Consider the following 17006-nt stretch of genomic DNA (forward strand, 5'->3'; position numbering starts at 1 on the left):
GAATCAAAAATCTGCTACCGCTTGCCTTGCGCCCGCCGGGTGAGCGGGGTACAGGCCTCCGCAGGCATGCAGGAAAACATGCCTGGGTGCATCTACTGCAAAATAACTTAGTATTTAGGCATCGCGCTGTCGACTTGCAGCGCCCAGGCGTGCACGCCGCCCGTCAAATTACTGATCTTGCCAAAACCGTTGCGCTCCAGGAAGGCCGCCACTTGCATGCTGCGCATGCCGTGATGGCAGATGCAGACGATCTCGGCGTCTTCATCGAGGTCATCGATGCGGGCAGGAATCGAGTTCATCTGCATCAGGGTGGCACCGTCGAGGTGGCACAGGTCAAACTCCCACTGTTCCCGCACGTCCAGCAACAACGGACGCGGGCGGGAAGGGTCAGCCAGCCAGGCGGCCAGCTGCGGTGCACTCAAATGCTCCATCGAATCGGTCGCCTCAGAACTGGAAATGCGACGGTGCAACAGCTTGCAGCGGCGTGACATTGGTTTCAAACAGCTTGCGCGTGTCGTAGGCCTTGTCCGAGCTGCGCGTGATCAGATGCGCGGACATGATCGGCGCTTCGCCGATGATGGCCAGGATGCGGCCGCCCACTTTTACTTGTTGCAACAACGCTTCCGGCAACACGGCCAGGGCGCCGGACACGACGATCACGTCGTACGGCGCGCCTTTGCTCCAGCCCTGGGCGCCGTCGCCCAGTTCCACGGTGACGTTCGTCACGCCATTGGCGGTCAGGTTCTGCTCGGCCAGGGTTTTCAATTGGGGAACGATTTCCACGCTCGTCACATGCCGCGCCTTGTGCGCCAGCAAAGCGGCCATGTAGCCGCTGCCGGTGCCGATTTCCAGCACATTTTCATGCTTCTTGACGGCTACATCTTGCAAAATTCGCGCTTCCAGCTTCGGCGTCAACATGCATTCGCCGCCGCCCAGTGGAATTTCGGTATCGACGAAGGCCAAGTTTTTATAGGCGGCCGGTACGAAATCTTCACGCTTGACCACGTTCAACAGCTCCAGCACGTCGATATCCAGTACGTCCCATGGACGGATTTGCTGTTCGATCATATTGAAGCGGGCTTGTTCGATATTCATCTTTGGACTCGGTAAGTGAAGTAATAATCCGCCATTTTATCGTTGAACTGGCTGAAAGCACATGTTAACCATAAAGGCGGGGAATGGAGGGAATTTGCGACGATCTGCAGATTTGGGGGGGCGAACCTTGGAAAAGGGGCAACTGAACGGTATCAGCGGACACGGCGCGTCAGCTTTTCCCGGGCGCCTCCACCTGCAGGCTGCGCAAGCTCATGTCGATAAACGCATCCATGTAGGCGATCGGATCGATATTCTTGACCTCGCACGGCAGGAAGGAATGCGTCCACATCATCAGCATGGTGACGGGTGCGCTGAGGATGGTGCTGACGAGCACGGGATCGACCTGGCGGAATTCACCGCGCTGCATGCCCCGTTCGACCAAGGTGGCAATCAGCGCATTCCCACGCGTGACCACCTCTTCGTTGTAAAACTGCGCCAGTTCCGGGAAATTGTTCGCTTCGGCCAGCATCAGCTTGGTCAAACCGGCCAGCTTGGTGGCGCCGAACTCTTCCCACCATTGCATCATCATGCTGCGCAATAACTCGGCGCTGCTGCTGTCCGAGGCGGCCATGCTGTCTTCCGCCTCGCCGATCGACTGCACGATATTGTCGCGCACCACGGCCTTGAACAACTCTTGTTTATTCTCAAAGTACAGGTACAGAGTGCCTTTCGACACGCCAGCCCGCTTGGCCACATCCTCCAGGCGCGTCGATGCAAAGCCCCGTTCGACAAACAGGTCGAGGGCGGCGGCGAGCAATTCCTGCGGGCGGGCATCCTTGCGCCGCTCCCAGCGGGGCTTGGTATCAATCGGGGCTTGCATGTATCTTTCCAAGTAACTTACTTTTGAGTCATTAATAGTAGTCCTGTCTACCGCCAAGGTCAAGCGCGAGGCATGTTACGTCGGAATAGAAACTTGAACACAGTAATAGAAACTTGAATGGACGATCAGGTCATTTTAATAACAACTTGAATCATATAAGTAGTTGAGGGTTTCCGTAAGGGTGGCACGTGCCGTGACTTCTGGGGCCTGCTCATATTTTTATTGACAAAGGAAAAAACGTGTCCATAATACTCCTATTAATAGTTTTATTTACTTCTAAAGTTAGCATATGAGCCCATTCTCAACAGTATTTCGGGAATTGCGCATATTTTGCGAGCTACGGCAGGCTGAATTCGCCTCCCAACTTGGCTACGAACAAAGTTATATCTCAGCTATTGAGCTGGGCACCAAGGGGCCGCCATCCATCGATTTCATCGAGCGCCTGGTGCAGCGTTTACAGCTTGACGAGCATTGGAAGAAACGCTTGCTTGAAGCGCTGGACGAGTCCCAGCGAAAAATTATGTTGCCCAATGAGGCACCCGATGAGATGTACAGGATGTTCAATGAACTTCGGCGCCAGATCGGTGCATTGCACCCGGCCCAAGTGGAACTGATACGAATGGCATTGCGCATGCCTGTCATGTTGTCGCACCCACCTTTCAAACCTTTGCGCCCCCTCAAGCGCAAAGGAGAACCAGACAGAACCGATGTGGTCGAAATAATACGGTAATGCCAAGCCGGCGGCTTGGCACCAGATCAGGACAAGACGGTTGGCTACTCTGCCCCGCGCTATTAATCCTGCCCTGCCAAAGCATCACGTAAATAGTCGCACTCGATAGTCGTGCATTGACCGACGTCCATAATGTGAGCTATTTACCTCCAAAATTTGAGCTTTTTCGTTTCTAAGACGACATGAATGCTTCGGTGCGTCATTGCGTGCGGAAAAACATATTCTGGAGATGGAGCGGTCCATGTCGGGAACTACGCAACAATTGACCAGTTCGGGGCGTTTCGATGCCCCATCAGACTTGATTGCCGTTCCGGCCGAGCCGACGCCCAAGCATCGACTACAAAAAGGCATGACGCACAAGAAGTTGTGCCAGCGCATCAGGCTGGGCCATGGCATGGGTCACGGCAGCGGCTATTTGCCTTGGTTGATCCTGCGGCGCAACAACCCTTCGCCCTATTCGAATCAGGTGGCCACCTCCATGCCGCCTTTGCGCCGTGGTGCCTATTATTACTCACGTGGCGAATACCACACCGCGTTGCTGCTGTTATGGCTAGGTGTGCGGGACCTGCGCGAACAATTTCCGCTATGGCCAATCGCTCATCCCCATCCGCTCGATGGAACGCCGGGCACGGCTCCCATCCAAAGACCGTGGTCTCGGGGCTTGCTCGATATCGCCCGTGAAGCCGGTATCGATCATGGCTACGAAATCGGTTCCGGCGTTCCCTATGTGGCGAGCCTTGACCTGCTGGCCACAGCACCGCTGCCAGGGGGAGATAGGCTGGCAGGTTTCTCGTCGAAACCGATCGTTGACCCCACTCAGGAGGTCGACTGGCGCACGCTTGAACGGCTGGAGTTAGAAAGGCGCTATACCGCCGCTATCGATTGTTCCTATTTCGTTTCCAGTTCCGCCCTGATACCGAAACTCATGGCCGGACAGCTTGAAGTCTGGTTGGACGCGTCGACGTTGTATTGCGCACCGCATCTCATTACCTGGGCCGGCGAGTTCGCGCACTACCTCAACGCCAGCCTTGATCTGCCGATCAACGAAGCAGTGCTCCATGCGGCCCGTACGCTACGCCTCACGACCGCCGAGGCCTGGCTATTGTTCCAGCACTGCGCATGGACACAGAGCATCGACATCGACCCATCGCAACGTATTCTGACCTCCTACCCAGTCCGGCCAGGCGGGCGGGCCATGCGAGACGACTTGCGCCGGCGCTTTTTCGGAGATACATGGCCATGACGGAAACGACCATCGAGCCGGGCCTGGTGCTTGCCGGGACTTCGGACAATTCGCCTCTTCCTGGCCTGTATCGCGTGCTGGAAGTGGCTTCGTACCTGGATCAAGTCACACTCATCCCGATTCCGAGTATCGGCCGGGACATGCCGGGCAAGAAGCAAAAAAGCTATTACGCCAAGGGATTCTTTTTAAGAAAGCTATCCCAGTTGAAATTCTGGCTTGAAACGGATGCCATTAAACCGACGACATTGGCCTTGCCGAACCACTGGCACCTTGGCGATGAAGATTTTCGCCGCCTGTGGCCACCTTGCAACGACCCGGCTATCGCGCCGGAAGACCGGCACCGATCAACGCTCGAACTTCGACGGGACCGCAAATGGACTTTGATCGCACCACTCATTCCCAGCGGCGCCGGCATACGGCCACCGAACCTGGCCTGCCTCGATTCTCTGGTGCGCGCGCGGGCAAGGGAGGCTGGCGTCAGTGCGGGACAGGTATTTGATGCATTGCATCGTTATTATGCTTTTGGATGCATCAAAAATGCATTGATACCCAATAATGTTGGTCGATCCGGCGCACCTGCGGTTCCGCGTCGGGGAAAAAATCAGGTCAAGTTGGGGCGCAAAAACACGGCCGTCAAAGCCGGCGACACGGAGAAAGCTGGACTCATCCTGACCGATCAGGACGTGCTGAACATTCAGGATGGCTATATTTCGTTCGTCCATCCCGGCACAACCGTGAGGCAAGCCTTCCTGTCCATGACCGGGACGTATTACAGCACCGGCCATGTTCTTCAACAAGGCCTGCTGACACCAGTACTGTTGGATGCCCACTTACGACCGACTGAAGACAATTTTCGCTATCACGGACCTAAAGCGCCGGACGCCACCGGCGCCGCGCGCAGGTTAATGGGTGAGGGGAAATGGGCCCGTGATTATCGTCACTTGGCCGGCACGGTGCGCGACGGCATCGTCTCGATCGGGCAGGTCGGATCGCTTGATGCGTCCCCGGTCGACGTCAATTTCGTCGCATGTGGTGACCCGCGACAACCGATCGGCGTAGGCCGGGGCCTGTTCGTACGCGATGCGTGGCTCGGACTGTATCTTGGCTGGCATATCGGCATGGGAGGATTGGGCACGGACGACGCCAAGATGGCGATTTTGAGGGCCGCGACCGACAAAACTTCCATGCTTGAACGCTACGACCTCGATCTGCCGCCTGAAGATTTTCCCGCGCTGTTTTTCACCAAATACCTCAGCGATAACGGGGAATTGCGCAGCAAGGGCGGCATCACGACCATGGTAGACGACCTGGCGTCGCGCATCGAATTTATTGCCAGCGGCAGAGCGGACCGCAACAGTCCATCGGAGTCGGGACACCATTCGCGACACCGCAATTTCGACCATCACATCACTGGCACTACAAAAGGGCGCCCATCGAAGCGCGGCGAGCGGCCAGCGATTACCAAAGCCTTGATCTCACGCTTTTCCTATACGCGCCTGCTCTTGCTCTGGATACACTGGGCCAATACCAAACAGGACCTTCCCTTGCACATGGTGCCGAGCGAAATGCGCAGGGAATATGCAGCACAAGGGGAAATCGTTCCACGTACCCGCATCGCTATCTATCGATGGGCAAAATTGAATGGTTATGTTGCCGGAAAACCGGTTGACCCAACCTATCTGCGCTCGCATTTGTTACCGCGCTTCACCGCGAGTGTTCAGCGCAGGGGACTTGTATTGCATAGGCCCAATACCGGCAATGCTGTGGAATTACTAAACGGAGCACGGTTCAATCACCAGTATCTGGCCGAATCCGGCCTTATTCGCGATGCCATAGCAAGCGGCAACATCCACATCGAAGTGCGGGCCGATCCGGACGACCTGTCTCACATTTTATTGATGGATAAAAACGGAACGCACATTATCCCCAACATCAAGGATGACGCCATACTGCTACACGAGGGTGGTATAGCTGATCTGTGCGGGCTCAATGACGCGGATCGCTTGTACGTTCAGACGACAACATCGCGCCGCGACCAGGATGAGATCGATCAGCAGGCATTCAGGCAAGAAACTGAAGCCGATGCCAGGGATAGGAAAAAACTGGCGCAAGACAGCCTCGGGAAAAAGACTGCACAGAGCAATAAGGCGGGCAATGTTCGCGCTGCACAGGCACAAGAAAAACGCGACCAGCTCGACGATGCCGTGCGGCGCGCAACCGAACCTATTGCACCCTCACCACCCTCGGCACAGCCACCGGCCACAGCATCGCCGCCAGTGCCAGCCGAACCGGCGCCACCGGCATTATCGACCTTGACCGATATCAGAAAGCATCGCCTATCCCGCTTTAATAGTGAAAGGAAGTTTTGATGTTCTCATCCGCCCAAACCACCGTCTCACCGCCCGTCCCCAATCCTTTTCTGGAACCGCTTGAAGTGCATTTGTCGACGCAAAATCTTGAACAACGCCTGTCGAATTGGCCGTTGGACGGCCTGGACATCAAGAACCTCGACATGCAGACGCGCCTTGATCTACTCGATCGGCTGCAAGATCAAATGTTTGAGCCAACGCTGACAGCTATTGATACGACAAGCCGCCTGTTCCGGGTGATACGTCGCGGCTACACATCGCACAATCCGGCCTTGGTCTCGTCGCGGCAACAAATGATGGCGCTTGCCCGCTGCGCCGGTCGGGAACTCAATAATTTGCCTTGGTTACCCAGCTACGCAAAAGGATTGCGCGCGAGTGGTATCACGGGGCTCGGCAAAAGCTACGAGATTTTGCGTGCACTGAGCCTCATTCCTCAACGCATAGACCACGGCCCGTCCAAAAGCGCCGACTGGAACCACATGATTCAAGCTCCATGGCTGTACGTGGCAATGAGCCACGACGGCTCGCTCGGCGGCCTGCTGCTCCAGATATTGACTGCGCTCGACGCTGCCATCGGCACCAATTATGCTCGCGCCCGTGACATCGCTGGCCTGAGCAATGAAAAGCTCGCCGTCCATATCGGCATCATCCTGCTCAACCACGGCGTCGGCGTGTTGGTCATCGATGAATTACAAGGTCGCAATTTCGCCGGTGGCGTGCGAGGCGGCCTCGCCGCGACGTTTTTCCTGCGCTTACTCAACTTCGGCATCCCTCTGGTACTGATGGGCAACCCTCTTGGCATGGATGCGCTCGATTCATTTTCACAGGATATGCGCCGGGTAGGCTCGGGTGGCAACATCGAAATGCACCCGATGGAGTCGTTTGACTATGACTTTACCGACGTTCTTGCGCCTGCACTGTGGCGATACAACGTGATGCCAGAAGCGTCGCCGATTGCCGACAAGGACGGTGCGATCCTGTTCAAATATTGCGGCGGCATCCGTGATTATGCAGGTCGCATCCGCGCCAGTTCGCAGCGTTTGGCGCTCGACGAAGGTTGTTCTTATGTTACTGAAGTCCATATGGAGCAAGCTTTCAACGGCCCGGACTTCAGCGCCAAGGACAGAGCTTTGATCGCTGGCTTTCGCGACAAAAATCCCCTCCTTCTTCAGCAATTTGACGATATTCCCTGGCGCAGTTATGCGGTGCGCTGGGGATTGCACCCGTCCTCCCAGGACGCATCGACAGCATCGGAGGCAGCAGCGCCGGAAACGCCACCGAAAGCATCATCACCGCCTAAAACACGCAAACCCGTGGCGCAACAGTCGAAAGAAACCGCACAACGCAATCGCACCAGAAAAGCCAATCAAAAAGCGGAAAACGCCATCAAAAAAGCCAGTCTTGACCCGGAGGACATGCGCAATCAAGGCTTGCAAGAACATCTGATCAGCGGCCTGGAACAACTCCAAGCCAACAATTCACAGATCAATCCATCCTCATCAGGAGCGTAAGCATGCCCGTCAAGACCGATGCGCGCGTACCAAGTATTCTGCCTTTTTTCCCTCTTGGCTTTCCCGATGAGACAATCGGCTCGCGAGTGAGCCGTTACCATATTCGCCGTGGCCGGCCAACGATCCAGGTAACGTACAAGCAGTTGTTCGACAAAGCGCCGTTCAGTTTGACAGGGCTGGTGCAGCCTAACCTCGACAAGCTGGCCGAAAGATTACCTGGTTTGCCTCGCCACAATTTGGTGCAACTGCAAAATGACAGCACCCTGTTACCACTATTCCAGCAGTTCTTCGGCCCCAAGTCCGCCACAAGGCATCCGGATCGTATCCCAGGTCCCCCCTTGATCAAACTGCCGCGACGTATCAAGGGCGACAACCGGCTGACCTATATCTGCACCCACTGCCTGGTCGACGATGAACGCGATCATGGCTGTCCATACATCCACCGCGCACACCAGATCCCAGGTGTCACCGCGTGCTGGAAACATTCCATCCGATTGCTCGATCGCTGCCCGTCGTGCGGGTGCCCATTCGCTGAGCCAAAGCAATTGATCCTGTCCGCATGGATGGGGTGCGAGTGCGGTTGCGCTCTTGCCGATCAAGCACGGCCTGACCTGCAACCAGCGTCTGCGGTAGAGGTTGAATTCGCCCGCTTTGCACAAGTGCTCCTGGCTGCGAAGCCAAGCAAATTGAGTATCGAACAATTGATCGATATCTACAAAGTGCGCGCAATTGAAATTGGATGCCAGTGGGGAGACAAGCGCGTCAATCACAGTATGTTGTTGGGGAAAATCGAAGCGCATTTCGGCGCCGAATTGTTCGCCAAGATTGATCCGGCTTACAAATCTGGAAAAACGGAGCATTGGCTCAATATTCTTTGTGCCCACTCTGCGGTGGAGGCGCCGCTGACGCGGCACCTGATGGCCGCTTATTTTCTTTTCCGCGATGCCACCCTCTTTCTCAGCCGCGCCGACGCCATCCTGTATGCCAAGCCCGAACTTGGTGATCCTCCGCATATTACAGGTGTAGCCCCGCGCTCGTCCAATGACAACGTCGAATCCATAAAACGACCGGAAGAAGAGCTACTCGATGAACTGGTCAATCTGGCGCAGCGCGATCATTACGATATCGCACAGTTATGGCGCCATCATTTCGGCAGCATGAAACGGGTTGTCAAATTACTGCCAAATGCCAGCGAAGTGATTGAACGCCGCTTGGCCAGCGCGGCGGCAAAGCAAAAAAAAGATGCCGCTAGGGCACTCAAAGTTCGAGAACAGCGTCTTGTGCGCGATGCCCAGTGGTCGGAAGCTGTCAAGGCAAGCGCGGTCGAGTTATATGGGGAAAATGCCAGGCCCGTGCGAGTTACCAAGAATCGATTGTTGCAAGCATCAAAATCCAAGTCTAAATCCTCTTGGCCTGCAGGGCCGGGATTTCCGTTGACTGCCGCGGCGATCAGTGCCAATGAGGAAAGCCTCTGGCATTTTTATGCTAGGCGCATCCTGTGGACCTTGCAATGTCTTCATGATCCGCACACGACCGAACACAAAATCATTGCGCTATCCAAGCTCGAAGTCAATAAATTCAGGGTCATCATGGAATATTTTTCCGACTTTGTTCCTTGTGGAGGAGGCTCAATTCAGGTCATCAAGTCAATCCTGAAATCGCGCGGCCTTGCCAAGAATTGGCAAGGCCCTTGTCCCGAACGCGAATTCTACAAGGCAGGTCGGGCTTATCGCCTGCGCACCGCGCGCCGGGGCCCCATTTGGCGGCCGCGCTGGCGATACACAACTGGGTGCCTGACGCTCGGCCATACGATCCGTGTAAAGAGAAGCCAGATGGATATCCATTGCTTGCCGATTGCACGATCCGACGAAACGCTTTATAGCGTCGTCGCAAGGATACGGCTGGCCAACGCGGCAAGAAATGACATCGATGCCTGCCAAAGTCTGTTTGGCCATTCACGCAACACGCGAGTGTCCGACTTCCCCGTCAACCTGAAACGGTTTTGTGACGTTACCCAAGATTGCTTTGGCGATCCTGCACGTGTTCTCGCTGATATGACATTGAGTGGCTTTTTTGAGCGGCTGGGCAGCCGCCCATGGAATAGCGGCTCGGCTCCCGCACCAATCATCGCCGCAGGCTATGGTTTGTCGACGTTGTCGAACGGTGCCGCCGGCCGATGGAGGATGTGTCTGCATTGTGTCGAAAGTGACCTGCGCTGCCATGCGACGGCATTCTGGCGTCGTGCGCACCATCTGCCCACAGCATTCGTCTGCCCCATCCACGCCACGCCTCTGGCGAGCTGCATGCTGGCGCCTCTCGAACGTCACAAGCGCTTCCTGCTACCGGAGCAAATCGAAGCGGCCCCCCTCAAGGCGTACGTCGATTGGGCAGCGCACTACCATACATTGAATCGCCTGACTATGCTGGGCATGGATGTGCTGAAGGATACCCGGCAAAGTATCGACGCGGACACCGTACACGCGACTTTGCTCAACGCGCTCGATAATCACGGCCTGCTGACGGCCACGGGCATGCTGCGGCGTGTACCATTTTCCAGCGAATTTGTGCATCGTTACCAATTCCTGAGCGGGCATCGCGACTTCACGCCGGCGCTCTCGCCGCAGGGTATCGCCATCTTGCAGCGTAGCTTTATTCATCCGGCACCGCCGCGTTCGGCCATCCACAACCTGCTCCTGGTCGATTGGCTATTCGGCTCCTGGCAGGCATTTCATCAGCATTGCCACTGGCAAGCGACGATGGACTGCACACCATCTCAACAGGCACGGCACGCTCCGGAGGCTGCGCCGCAAACACACCGGAGAAGATGCCTGGAATTTCTGGATTCAGATGGCAAAGCAACGCGTAGCCGTTTTGCCAGGGCTGCACCGACTTCGTTTCGCTGGCTGTTGCGCTTTGACCAAACCTGGTTCGACGCCACGTTACCTATTCGTTCAAAGAACAAGCAGCCTGGGCTGTTCTGAGCCACGGCAGCACTCGCCAGCTCAATTTGGCAGATCCATGAGGACATGAAAGAGCTGGGTTATGCAGGGTCATACGACCGCGTGGCAGCGTTTGCCAGGAAGTGGAAGGCGGGTCAAACAGAGTGGGGCAATTCTGCAAGCAAACAAACATCATCAAATTGATCTGGGAATTAGAGGGATCGACATGGCAGTACTAAGCATTATTCGATGCTGGCATATTCGCGACTAGGTCCGATTGAGCGTGAACCCCACGCGTTTTGGCATCTCAAGAAACACCGTACGGGCCCTACCTGCACTCGGAAACCATCGAGCCAGCGTACGCTAAACGGCGCTCATCCCACGCCATCGGAAAATATGCATTCCAGCTATCAATACTTCTCAAGGCAGAGGCGACGAGATCACGCAGCAATTGGCATAACGTGCAGAAGCTATTTCTCGATGCCAACGACGAGTCGTCCCAATCGCCTGGAAATTCTGAAGGGGATAAGCAATCAGCGAGTTCAATTCATCGTTACTGATGTCCTGGTAGCAGTGACTGGGCATGACGCGCAGTCCCCGGCATCGCGGCCGATACCCATGGGGCCGGAGCTGAGCAGGTGTTGGCCTGCGGCCACGTGATCCAGCAGGTAGTTGGAGACGAAGCCGCCTTGGGCCCGCTTAACGGTCAGGTCGTAATACTGGTGCTGCGACGGCGCCGAAGAGATGGCGTAAGGCCGCGCGGTAGATACGCCGTCGATTTCCACGAACAGGTGGACATACTGGCTCGCCTGAAACGGTGGCAAGGAGGCGCCGTCTTCGGCCACCATGCGTAAAGTCTTGGTACTCGGCGTCTCTTCGATTACGGTATCCGCTGACGCCCTATCTGTTGGAAGGGGCCCGCCGCGCCATGCTGGTCATGGCCGAGATCCAGTTCGTAGCAGGGACGAAATCGGTGTTCCCGCTGCACGAGCAAGCTAGGCTATGCAGCACGCTGGAAGATGCGCGGCGCCTCATCCAATCCCTGCCGATAGAGCCGTATCTCACGAAGATTTTGAGCGCCCATGTCATGGGGAGCTGCGGCCTCAGTGCCGACGAACGCAAAGGTGTCTCGCGCCCCGATGGCCTCCATTGGCAATTGGAGAACCTGTCTGTCCACGATGGATCACTATTTCCAACCGGCATCGGAGCCAACCCTCAGCTTTCCATCTATGGAATCGTGAATCGGATAACGCAGGGTCTAATTCAGCGTTTGACAGGTCATGAAGTTGCATTAGCCTAGTAAGTCAGCATGACAGCCTACACTGAGCGGCGCTCCGCCCGGGTCATCGACAAATACGCCCTTGTGGCTTCGCTCACTCCTCTTGCTCTTCGGGGTACTCTGCTTGAGGAATTGATACCCAGCCATCGCGTGTGATACCAGCACTAAAGTAAATATCCTTGCTTTCGGTCGCCGCCCAGTGCCCACCGCGATGCAACACAGCGCGAATTACTGACTTTCGGGGGTGGTCCTCATCGGCCTTAGCGGAGCTGCATATGGCGTTCCAAGTTGGCTGGTCAGGCATCTTGTCCAAACGAGGACCAAGCAACTGATCCAGAATCTCAGTTGAAACATTATGGCGTCCGCCGTGATGGGGCACTTGAAAATACCGAATACCTGGTAGCGCGAGTCCAGCAAATGGAGCATAGTTAATGACTTCTTGTAGCGCTTCACGTCCTGCATCGCCTGTCAACAGGACGCGATGACTGATCTTGCCCCAATATAACCAGACACAGCCAATCGTTTAGTTAGCGCCGCTTTCCTGAGCCCGGCGCGCCAGCTCCCTCCTGAACATGCGAGGCGATTTCCATTTCAGCGACGAATGCGGATGGACCTCGTTGAAGTGCATAAAGGCGTCTGGCAGTTGAGCCAGAACGATTTCTGCGCTGCTGCGGTCCATCAAGTTCACGTAGTCCCGTTTAAACGTGTTCACGAAGCTCTCGGCCATGCCGTTCGACTGCGGGCTGCATACCGGTGTATGCACCGGTTCAATCCCAAGTGCGCGCACCAGCGCGTGCGTTTCATGGGCTCGATAGGCGCCGCCGTTGTCGCTCAAGAATTCCAGCCGGGTCGAGCCGACGCTGGCCTGGCCGAATCTTGTCTCGACCGCTTCCACCAGCATGTCGCGCACGGGCTCGCCAGGCAGGCCACGTTCGGCCCACGCACGCCAGGCAATGATTTCTCGGTCACAGCAATCCTTCATGAACACACCGGTCACCACTTCGCCGTTGTCGCAGGCGATCTCGAAGCCGTCCGAGCACCAGCGCTGATTGGGTTCGTCCACCGCCACCGCGCCATTGTGCACGCGGCTGCTCACTGGGCGTTTCGGCGCCTTGGGTAGCAGCAGACTGTTCGCCTTCATCACGCGATAAAACCGCTTGTGATTGATTGCTGGCAAGCCCATCAAGGCGCGCGTGCGGTTGACCAGAGCGCCAGCCCGGCGGTAGCCATAGGTCGGCAGCGCTGTAATCTCGGCGCGCACGGCGTCGACCAGGATGGCGTCGGTAGGTTGGTGGAACGTCTGAGTGGTACGCCCGTCGATCCAGTCCGCGGGACGAACCAGCAACTGGGCTACGTGTGAGCGCGCTACGCCAAGGGCAGAGCAGACCGGCTTCACTGGTCGTCCTTGCCCGACAAGGGCGAGCGCGCAATCCACTTTTTTTCGCGAGCAAACTCGACGGCCTCCTTCAGGATTTCCGCCTCCATCGTCTTCTTGCCGAGCATGCGCTGCAACTGGGCTATCTGCGCGCGTGCAGCGGCCAGTTCGCTCGCTGGTACCACCGATTCGCCAGCAGTGACCGCCGTTAGCGCGCCTTCCCGTTCGAGCTTACGCCAGTTGAACAACTGGCTTGCACCGACGCCGTGCTTGCGAGCGACCAGCGACACGTTCATGCCTGGCTCGTAAGTCTCGCGCACCAGCGCCGCTTTTTCCTCGGCAGACCAGCGCCTGCGGCGCTCCTGGCCCACCGTCACCACCTCGATTGTTTGCTTGTTCCTAGTCATATGCACAGTCCTATTCCTATCCGTAAGAATAACGCATAGGCTGTGTCTGGTGAATCAAGGGGCTATTTCAAAGCTGCGCAACAGAGTGGATTACCTGCGGAATTTCTATGGCGAAACCTGGCGCTGATAGCTGCAATTTGGCAGTGCCATCGCCTGTTCCCGTTACCGTCTACTGAATCGCCACGAGTCTAGAATACACATGCGACGGCATTCTGGCGGCGTACGCGACAGTCCTTACCAGTTCTCGGCGGAATTCCGCCAGGATCTGGGTAGACTCACCCATGTGCCCCACTTTTGAGAATGCGCTGCACATGCCTACTGGCTCGACGCTGCCGTCGGCTAAATGCCATGCCACACCGTAGCGCGAACGGTTCCGGCCCCTCGTGCATGAGCACCGAATACGTTTTCCAACGCTGTTTGCTAGAGTTACCTTCGTAAGCGTCTTCCCAGCGCCGTCTGGACTCCCTGACCACCGTCATTCATGATCGAATTTTGGCACAGCATTTGTGCCCACAAATTCTGATTATGGACACAAATTTTCAACCAATCACTTCGACGAATGCGCGCGGCCATTATCGGCAGCATTCTTTAGAGTTCAAGCGCGCATTGGTGGCGTTGTCGCTGGAACCGGGCGTCTCGGTGGCTCGCATTGCACGCGAACACGGCGTCAACGCCAACCAGGTGTTTAGCTGGCGCCGCCTCTATCAACAAGGACGCCTCGGCGTGCCTGCGTTGATTCGCGACGATGGCCTATTGCCAGTGGTGCTGGCGCCAACGGCGCCTGCTCCGGGCAACTCCACCGCCGACGCCGACGCCGACGCCGACGCCGACGGCACGATCATGCTGGAGCTGGGCGAAGTGCGCGTGCGAATCGAAGGCCAGCCCAACGCGGCCGCGCTGGCGCAGGTGCTCGATCGGGTTCTACGATGATCGGCCTGCCCGCCGGCACCAAGGTATGGCTTGCCGCCGGCACCACCGACATGCGCTCCGGCTTCAACGGCCTGGCTGCCAAAGTGCAGACGGCGCTGGAGGAAGATCCGTTCAGCGGCCACGTATTCGTGTTCCGGGGCCGGCGCGGCGACCTCATCAAACTCCTGTGGTGGAGCGGCGATGGCCTGTGCCTGCTGGCCAAGCGGCTTGAGCGTGGTCGCTTCATCTGGCCACAGGCTACCAACGGTTCGGTGGCGTTGACGCAGGCGCAACTGTCGATGCTGCTTGAAGGCATCGACTGGCGGCGGCCGGAACGGACCTGGAGACCAACGTCGGCCTTGTAAACGACACAAGGCTCGCGTAAACTTGGCACATGCTCAGCCCAGCCGACCTGCCCAACGACATCGCCGCCTTGAAGGTGCTGCTGCTCGCTCAAAACGAGGTGGTTGAAGGGCTGCGCGAACAGCTGAACACGCGCGCCGTCGAGATCGAGCACCTCAAGCTGCAGATCGCCAAATTGCGGCGCATGCAATTCGGCCGCAAATCGGAAAAGCTGGATCATCAAATCGAGCAGCTGGAGCTGCAACTGGAAGACCTGCAAGTCGACGAGGCCGAGGCGGCGCGCGAGATGCCGGCGGCCGACCAGGCGCCGCGAAAGAAGTCTGTGCGCCGGCCGTTGCCCGATCATTTGCCGCGAGACGAAAAGGTGTATGCGCCGCCGGCCGATGCTTGCCCGGCTTGTGGCGGCGGCCTGCGGCCGCTGGGCGAGGACGTGGCCGAGCAACTGGAGTTCGTGCCGGCCAGCTTCCGCGTGATCCGCCATGTTCGTCCGAAACTGGCGTGCTCCTGCTGCGACGCCATCGTCCAGGCGCCGGCGCCAAGCCGGCCGATTGAGCGCGGCATCGCCGGCCCCGGCCTGCTGGCGCATGTGCTGGTTGCGAAGTTCGCCGATCATCTGCCGCTGTACCGCCAGGCCGTCATTTACGCCCGCGAAGGCGTCGACCTCGATCGTGCGCTGCTGGCGGACTGGGTCGGCGCCGCTAGCGCATTGCTGCGTCCGTTGGTCGATGCCATTCGCCGCCACGTGCTGACGGCGTCGAAGCTGCATGCCGACGACACGCCGATCCCGGTGCTGGCGCCCGGCAATGGCAAAACCAAGACGGCCCGTCTGTGGACTTACGTGCGCGATGACCGGCCCGCCGGCGACACCACGCCAGCGGCGGTTTGGTTTGGCTACACGCCCGACCGCAAGGGCATCCATCCGCAAACCCACTTGGCCAAGTTCGAGGGCGTGCTGCAAGCCGATGCCTACGCTGGCTTCAACGCTTTGTTCGAAGACGGCACGATCCAGGAAGCGGCTTGCTGGGCGCACGCGCGGCGCAAATTCCACGACCTGCACGCGGCGCGCGCGACGCCGCTGACCACCGAGGCGCTGCGCCGGATCGCCGAGCTCTATGTGATCGAGGCCGAGATCCGGGGCAAGCCGCCCGACGAACGACGACAAGTTCGGCAAGCCCGCTCGCGCCCGCTGCTCGAGGACTTGGAGCACTGGCTGCGCTCCACGCTCGATACGCTGTCGCGCAAGTCCGACACGGCGGCGGCGATCCTGTACGCGCTCAAGCTCTGGCCGGCGCTGCTGCGCTACTGCGACGACGGCGCCATCGAGATTGACAACTCGGCGGCCGAACGCGCCTTGCGTGGTGTCGCCATTGGTCGGCGCAACTATCTGTTCGCCGGCACCGACAGCGGCGGCGAACGGGCCGCCGCGATCTACTCGTTGATCGGCACGGCCAAGCTGAACGGTGTCGCACCCGAAGCCTGGTTGCGTCACGTGCTGACGCATATCACCGATCATCCCGTCAACCGGGTTGATGACTTCTTGCCTTGGAACTGCAAGCTGCCAGCAGCCCTTTGAGATCACGCCGCTTCCCAGCGGTGTTGTGACTTTCTGAAATAGACGCGACGAAAGGTATTGCGGCACAGGGCTAGGCCAACTTGATTTTGCTAAAAGCTGCGACGATTTTTCGCTGAATAGCTGCGACTAATCCAAAGGGATAACGAAATGGCTGCGAACGACGTCGTCCCTGAACTGACAACTTCCGTAACGCCACCAGCAGAGGCAGGGAGCGGCTGGTTCCGCCCCAGGCTGGGTGAAAACTTCAAATCTCAAAATATTTGTGGGTAGGGTTACCATTCCCGCCACCGAGAAAACGGGGTAGCGCGCGTTTTGAGAGGCCGATTTTTGAAGAACCAGAATTTTTCTGCGTTTCCACACAGCCTGGCCTCAAAGCAGAAGTTCAGCTTGGCG

14 protein-coding genes are annotated in these 17006 nt (G+C 57.6%); 9 read left to right on the forward strand and 5 right to left on the reverse strand.

What is annotated here, in order from left to right; genetic code table 11:
• Positions 1-107: 107 nt before the first annotated feature.
• The 3 genes from AC4BCN_RS27240 to AC4BCN_RS27250 form a co-directional block, all read right to left on the reverse strand.
• Positions 108-431: a rhodanese-like domain-containing protein gene (locus AC4BCN_RS27240; RefSeq protein WP_034745954.1), complete on the reverse strand. Its 324-nt coding sequence runs from the start codon at positions 429-431 to the stop codon at positions 108-110.
• 13 nt (positions 432-444) lie between these two features.
• The gene (locus AC4BCN_RS27245; RefSeq protein ID WP_338679932.1) at positions 445-1095 is read right to left on the reverse strand and encodes a protein-L-isoaspartate O-methyltransferase family protein; all 651 of its coding nucleotides are present in this window, start codon (positions 1093-1095) and stop codon (positions 445-447) included.
• Between the two features lie 169 nt (positions 1096-1264).
• On the reverse strand, positions 1265-1915 hold the full coding sequence (locus AC4BCN_RS27250) for a TetR/AcrR family transcriptional regulator (protein WP_034745948.1): 651 nt from the start codon (positions 1913-1915) through the stop codon (positions 1265-1267).
• Positions 1916-2204: 289 nt separating this feature from the next.
• Here AC4BCN_RS27250 and AC4BCN_RS27255 point away from each other — a divergent pair, with 289 nt between their 5' ends.
• The 5 genes from AC4BCN_RS27255 to AC4BCN_RS27275 all read left to right on the forward strand — a co-directional run bounded on the left by AC4BCN_RS27255 (position 2205) and on the right by AC4BCN_RS27275 (position 10749).
• The gene (locus AC4BCN_RS27255; protein ID WP_338679933.1) at positions 2205-2645 is read left to right on the forward strand and encodes a helix-turn-helix domain-containing protein; all 441 of its coding nucleotides are present in this window, start codon (positions 2205-2207) and stop codon (positions 2643-2645) included.
• Between the two features lie 241 nt (positions 2646-2886).
• Positions 2887-3888, forward strand: a complete 1002-nt coding sequence (locus AC4BCN_RS27260) for a PDDEXK family nuclease (protein WP_338679934.1) — start codon at positions 2887-2889, stop codon at positions 3886-3888.
• Positions 3879-6257, forward strand: a complete 2379-nt coding sequence (locus tag AC4BCN_RS27265) for a TnsB C-terminal domain-containing protein (protein ID WP_490492190.1) — start codon at positions 3879-3881, stop codon at positions 6255-6257. Before AC4BCN_RS27260 ends, AC4BCN_RS27265 begins: the two co-directional genes overlap by 10 nt.
• Positions 6257-7768 (forward strand): AAA family ATPase, encoded by a 1512-nt coding sequence (locus AC4BCN_RS27270; protein WP_338679937.1) that lies wholly within the window; start codon positions 6257-6259, stop codon positions 7766-7768. Before AC4BCN_RS27265 ends, AC4BCN_RS27270 begins: the two co-directional genes overlap by 1 nt.
• A 2-nt stretch (positions 7769-7770) precedes the next feature.
• The gene (locus AC4BCN_RS27275) at positions 7771-10749 is read left to right on the forward strand and encodes a TniQ family protein (protein ID WP_338679938.1); all 2979 of its coding nucleotides are present in this window, start codon (positions 7771-7773) and stop codon (positions 10747-10749) included.
• A 500-nt stretch (positions 10750-11249) separates the two neighbouring features.
• Here AC4BCN_RS27275 and AC4BCN_RS27280 read toward each other — a convergent pair whose 3' ends face one another.
• The gene (locus AC4BCN_RS27280; RefSeq protein WP_338682390.1) at positions 11250-11588 is read right to left on the reverse strand and encodes an FAD-binding oxidoreductase; all 339 of its coding nucleotides are present in this window, start codon (positions 11586-11588) and stop codon (positions 11250-11252) included.
• On the opposite strand from AC4BCN_RS27280, the gene AC4BCN_RS27285 reads away from it, so the two are divergent.
• A complete protein-coding gene (locus tag AC4BCN_RS27285) occupies positions 11525-12007 on the forward strand; it encodes a GMC oxidoreductase (RefSeq protein ID WP_338679939.1) in 483 nt (160 codons plus the stop codon). The two genes, AC4BCN_RS27280 and AC4BCN_RS27285, sit on opposite strands and share 64 nt — an antisense overlap.
• Positions 12008-12509: 502 nt before the next feature.
• On the opposite strand, the gene AC4BCN_RS27290 is transcribed toward AC4BCN_RS27285, so the two are convergent.
• A protein-coding gene (locus AC4BCN_RS27290; protein ID WP_338679941.1) for an IS3 family transposase occupies positions 12510-13768 on the reverse strand; the annotation gives its coding sequence in 2 pieces (ribosomal slippage) (positions 12510-13429 and positions 13429-13768; 1260 coding nt in all).
• 492 nt (positions 13769-14260) lie between these two features.
• Between AC4BCN_RS27290 and tnpA the strand changes: the two genes are divergently transcribed.
• Genes tnpA through tnpC form a run of 3 tightly spaced genes read left to right on the forward strand, consistent with a single transcriptional unit; the run spans position 14261 to position 16613 of the window.
• Positions 14261-14698, forward strand: a complete 438-nt coding sequence (tnpA, locus tag AC4BCN_RS27295; RefSeq protein WP_217635066.1) for an IS66-like element accessory protein TnpA — start codon at positions 14261-14263, stop codon at positions 14696-14698.
• A complete protein-coding gene (gene tnpB, locus AC4BCN_RS27300) occupies positions 14695-15042 on the forward strand; it encodes an IS66 family insertion sequence element accessory protein TnpB (RefSeq protein ID WP_034754629.1) in 348 nt (115 codons plus the stop codon). Before tnpA ends, tnpB begins: the two co-directional genes overlap by 4 nt.
• 29 nt (positions 15043-15071) lie before the next feature.
• The gene (tnpC, locus tag AC4BCN_RS27305) at positions 15072-16613 is read left to right on the forward strand and encodes an IS66 family transposase (protein ID WP_338679944.1); all 1542 of its coding nucleotides are present in this window, start codon (positions 15072-15074) and stop codon (positions 16611-16613) included.
• Positions 16614-17006: the final 393 nt, after the last annotated feature.

The organism is Janthinobacterium sp. Bl 1 (assembly GCF_058215535.1).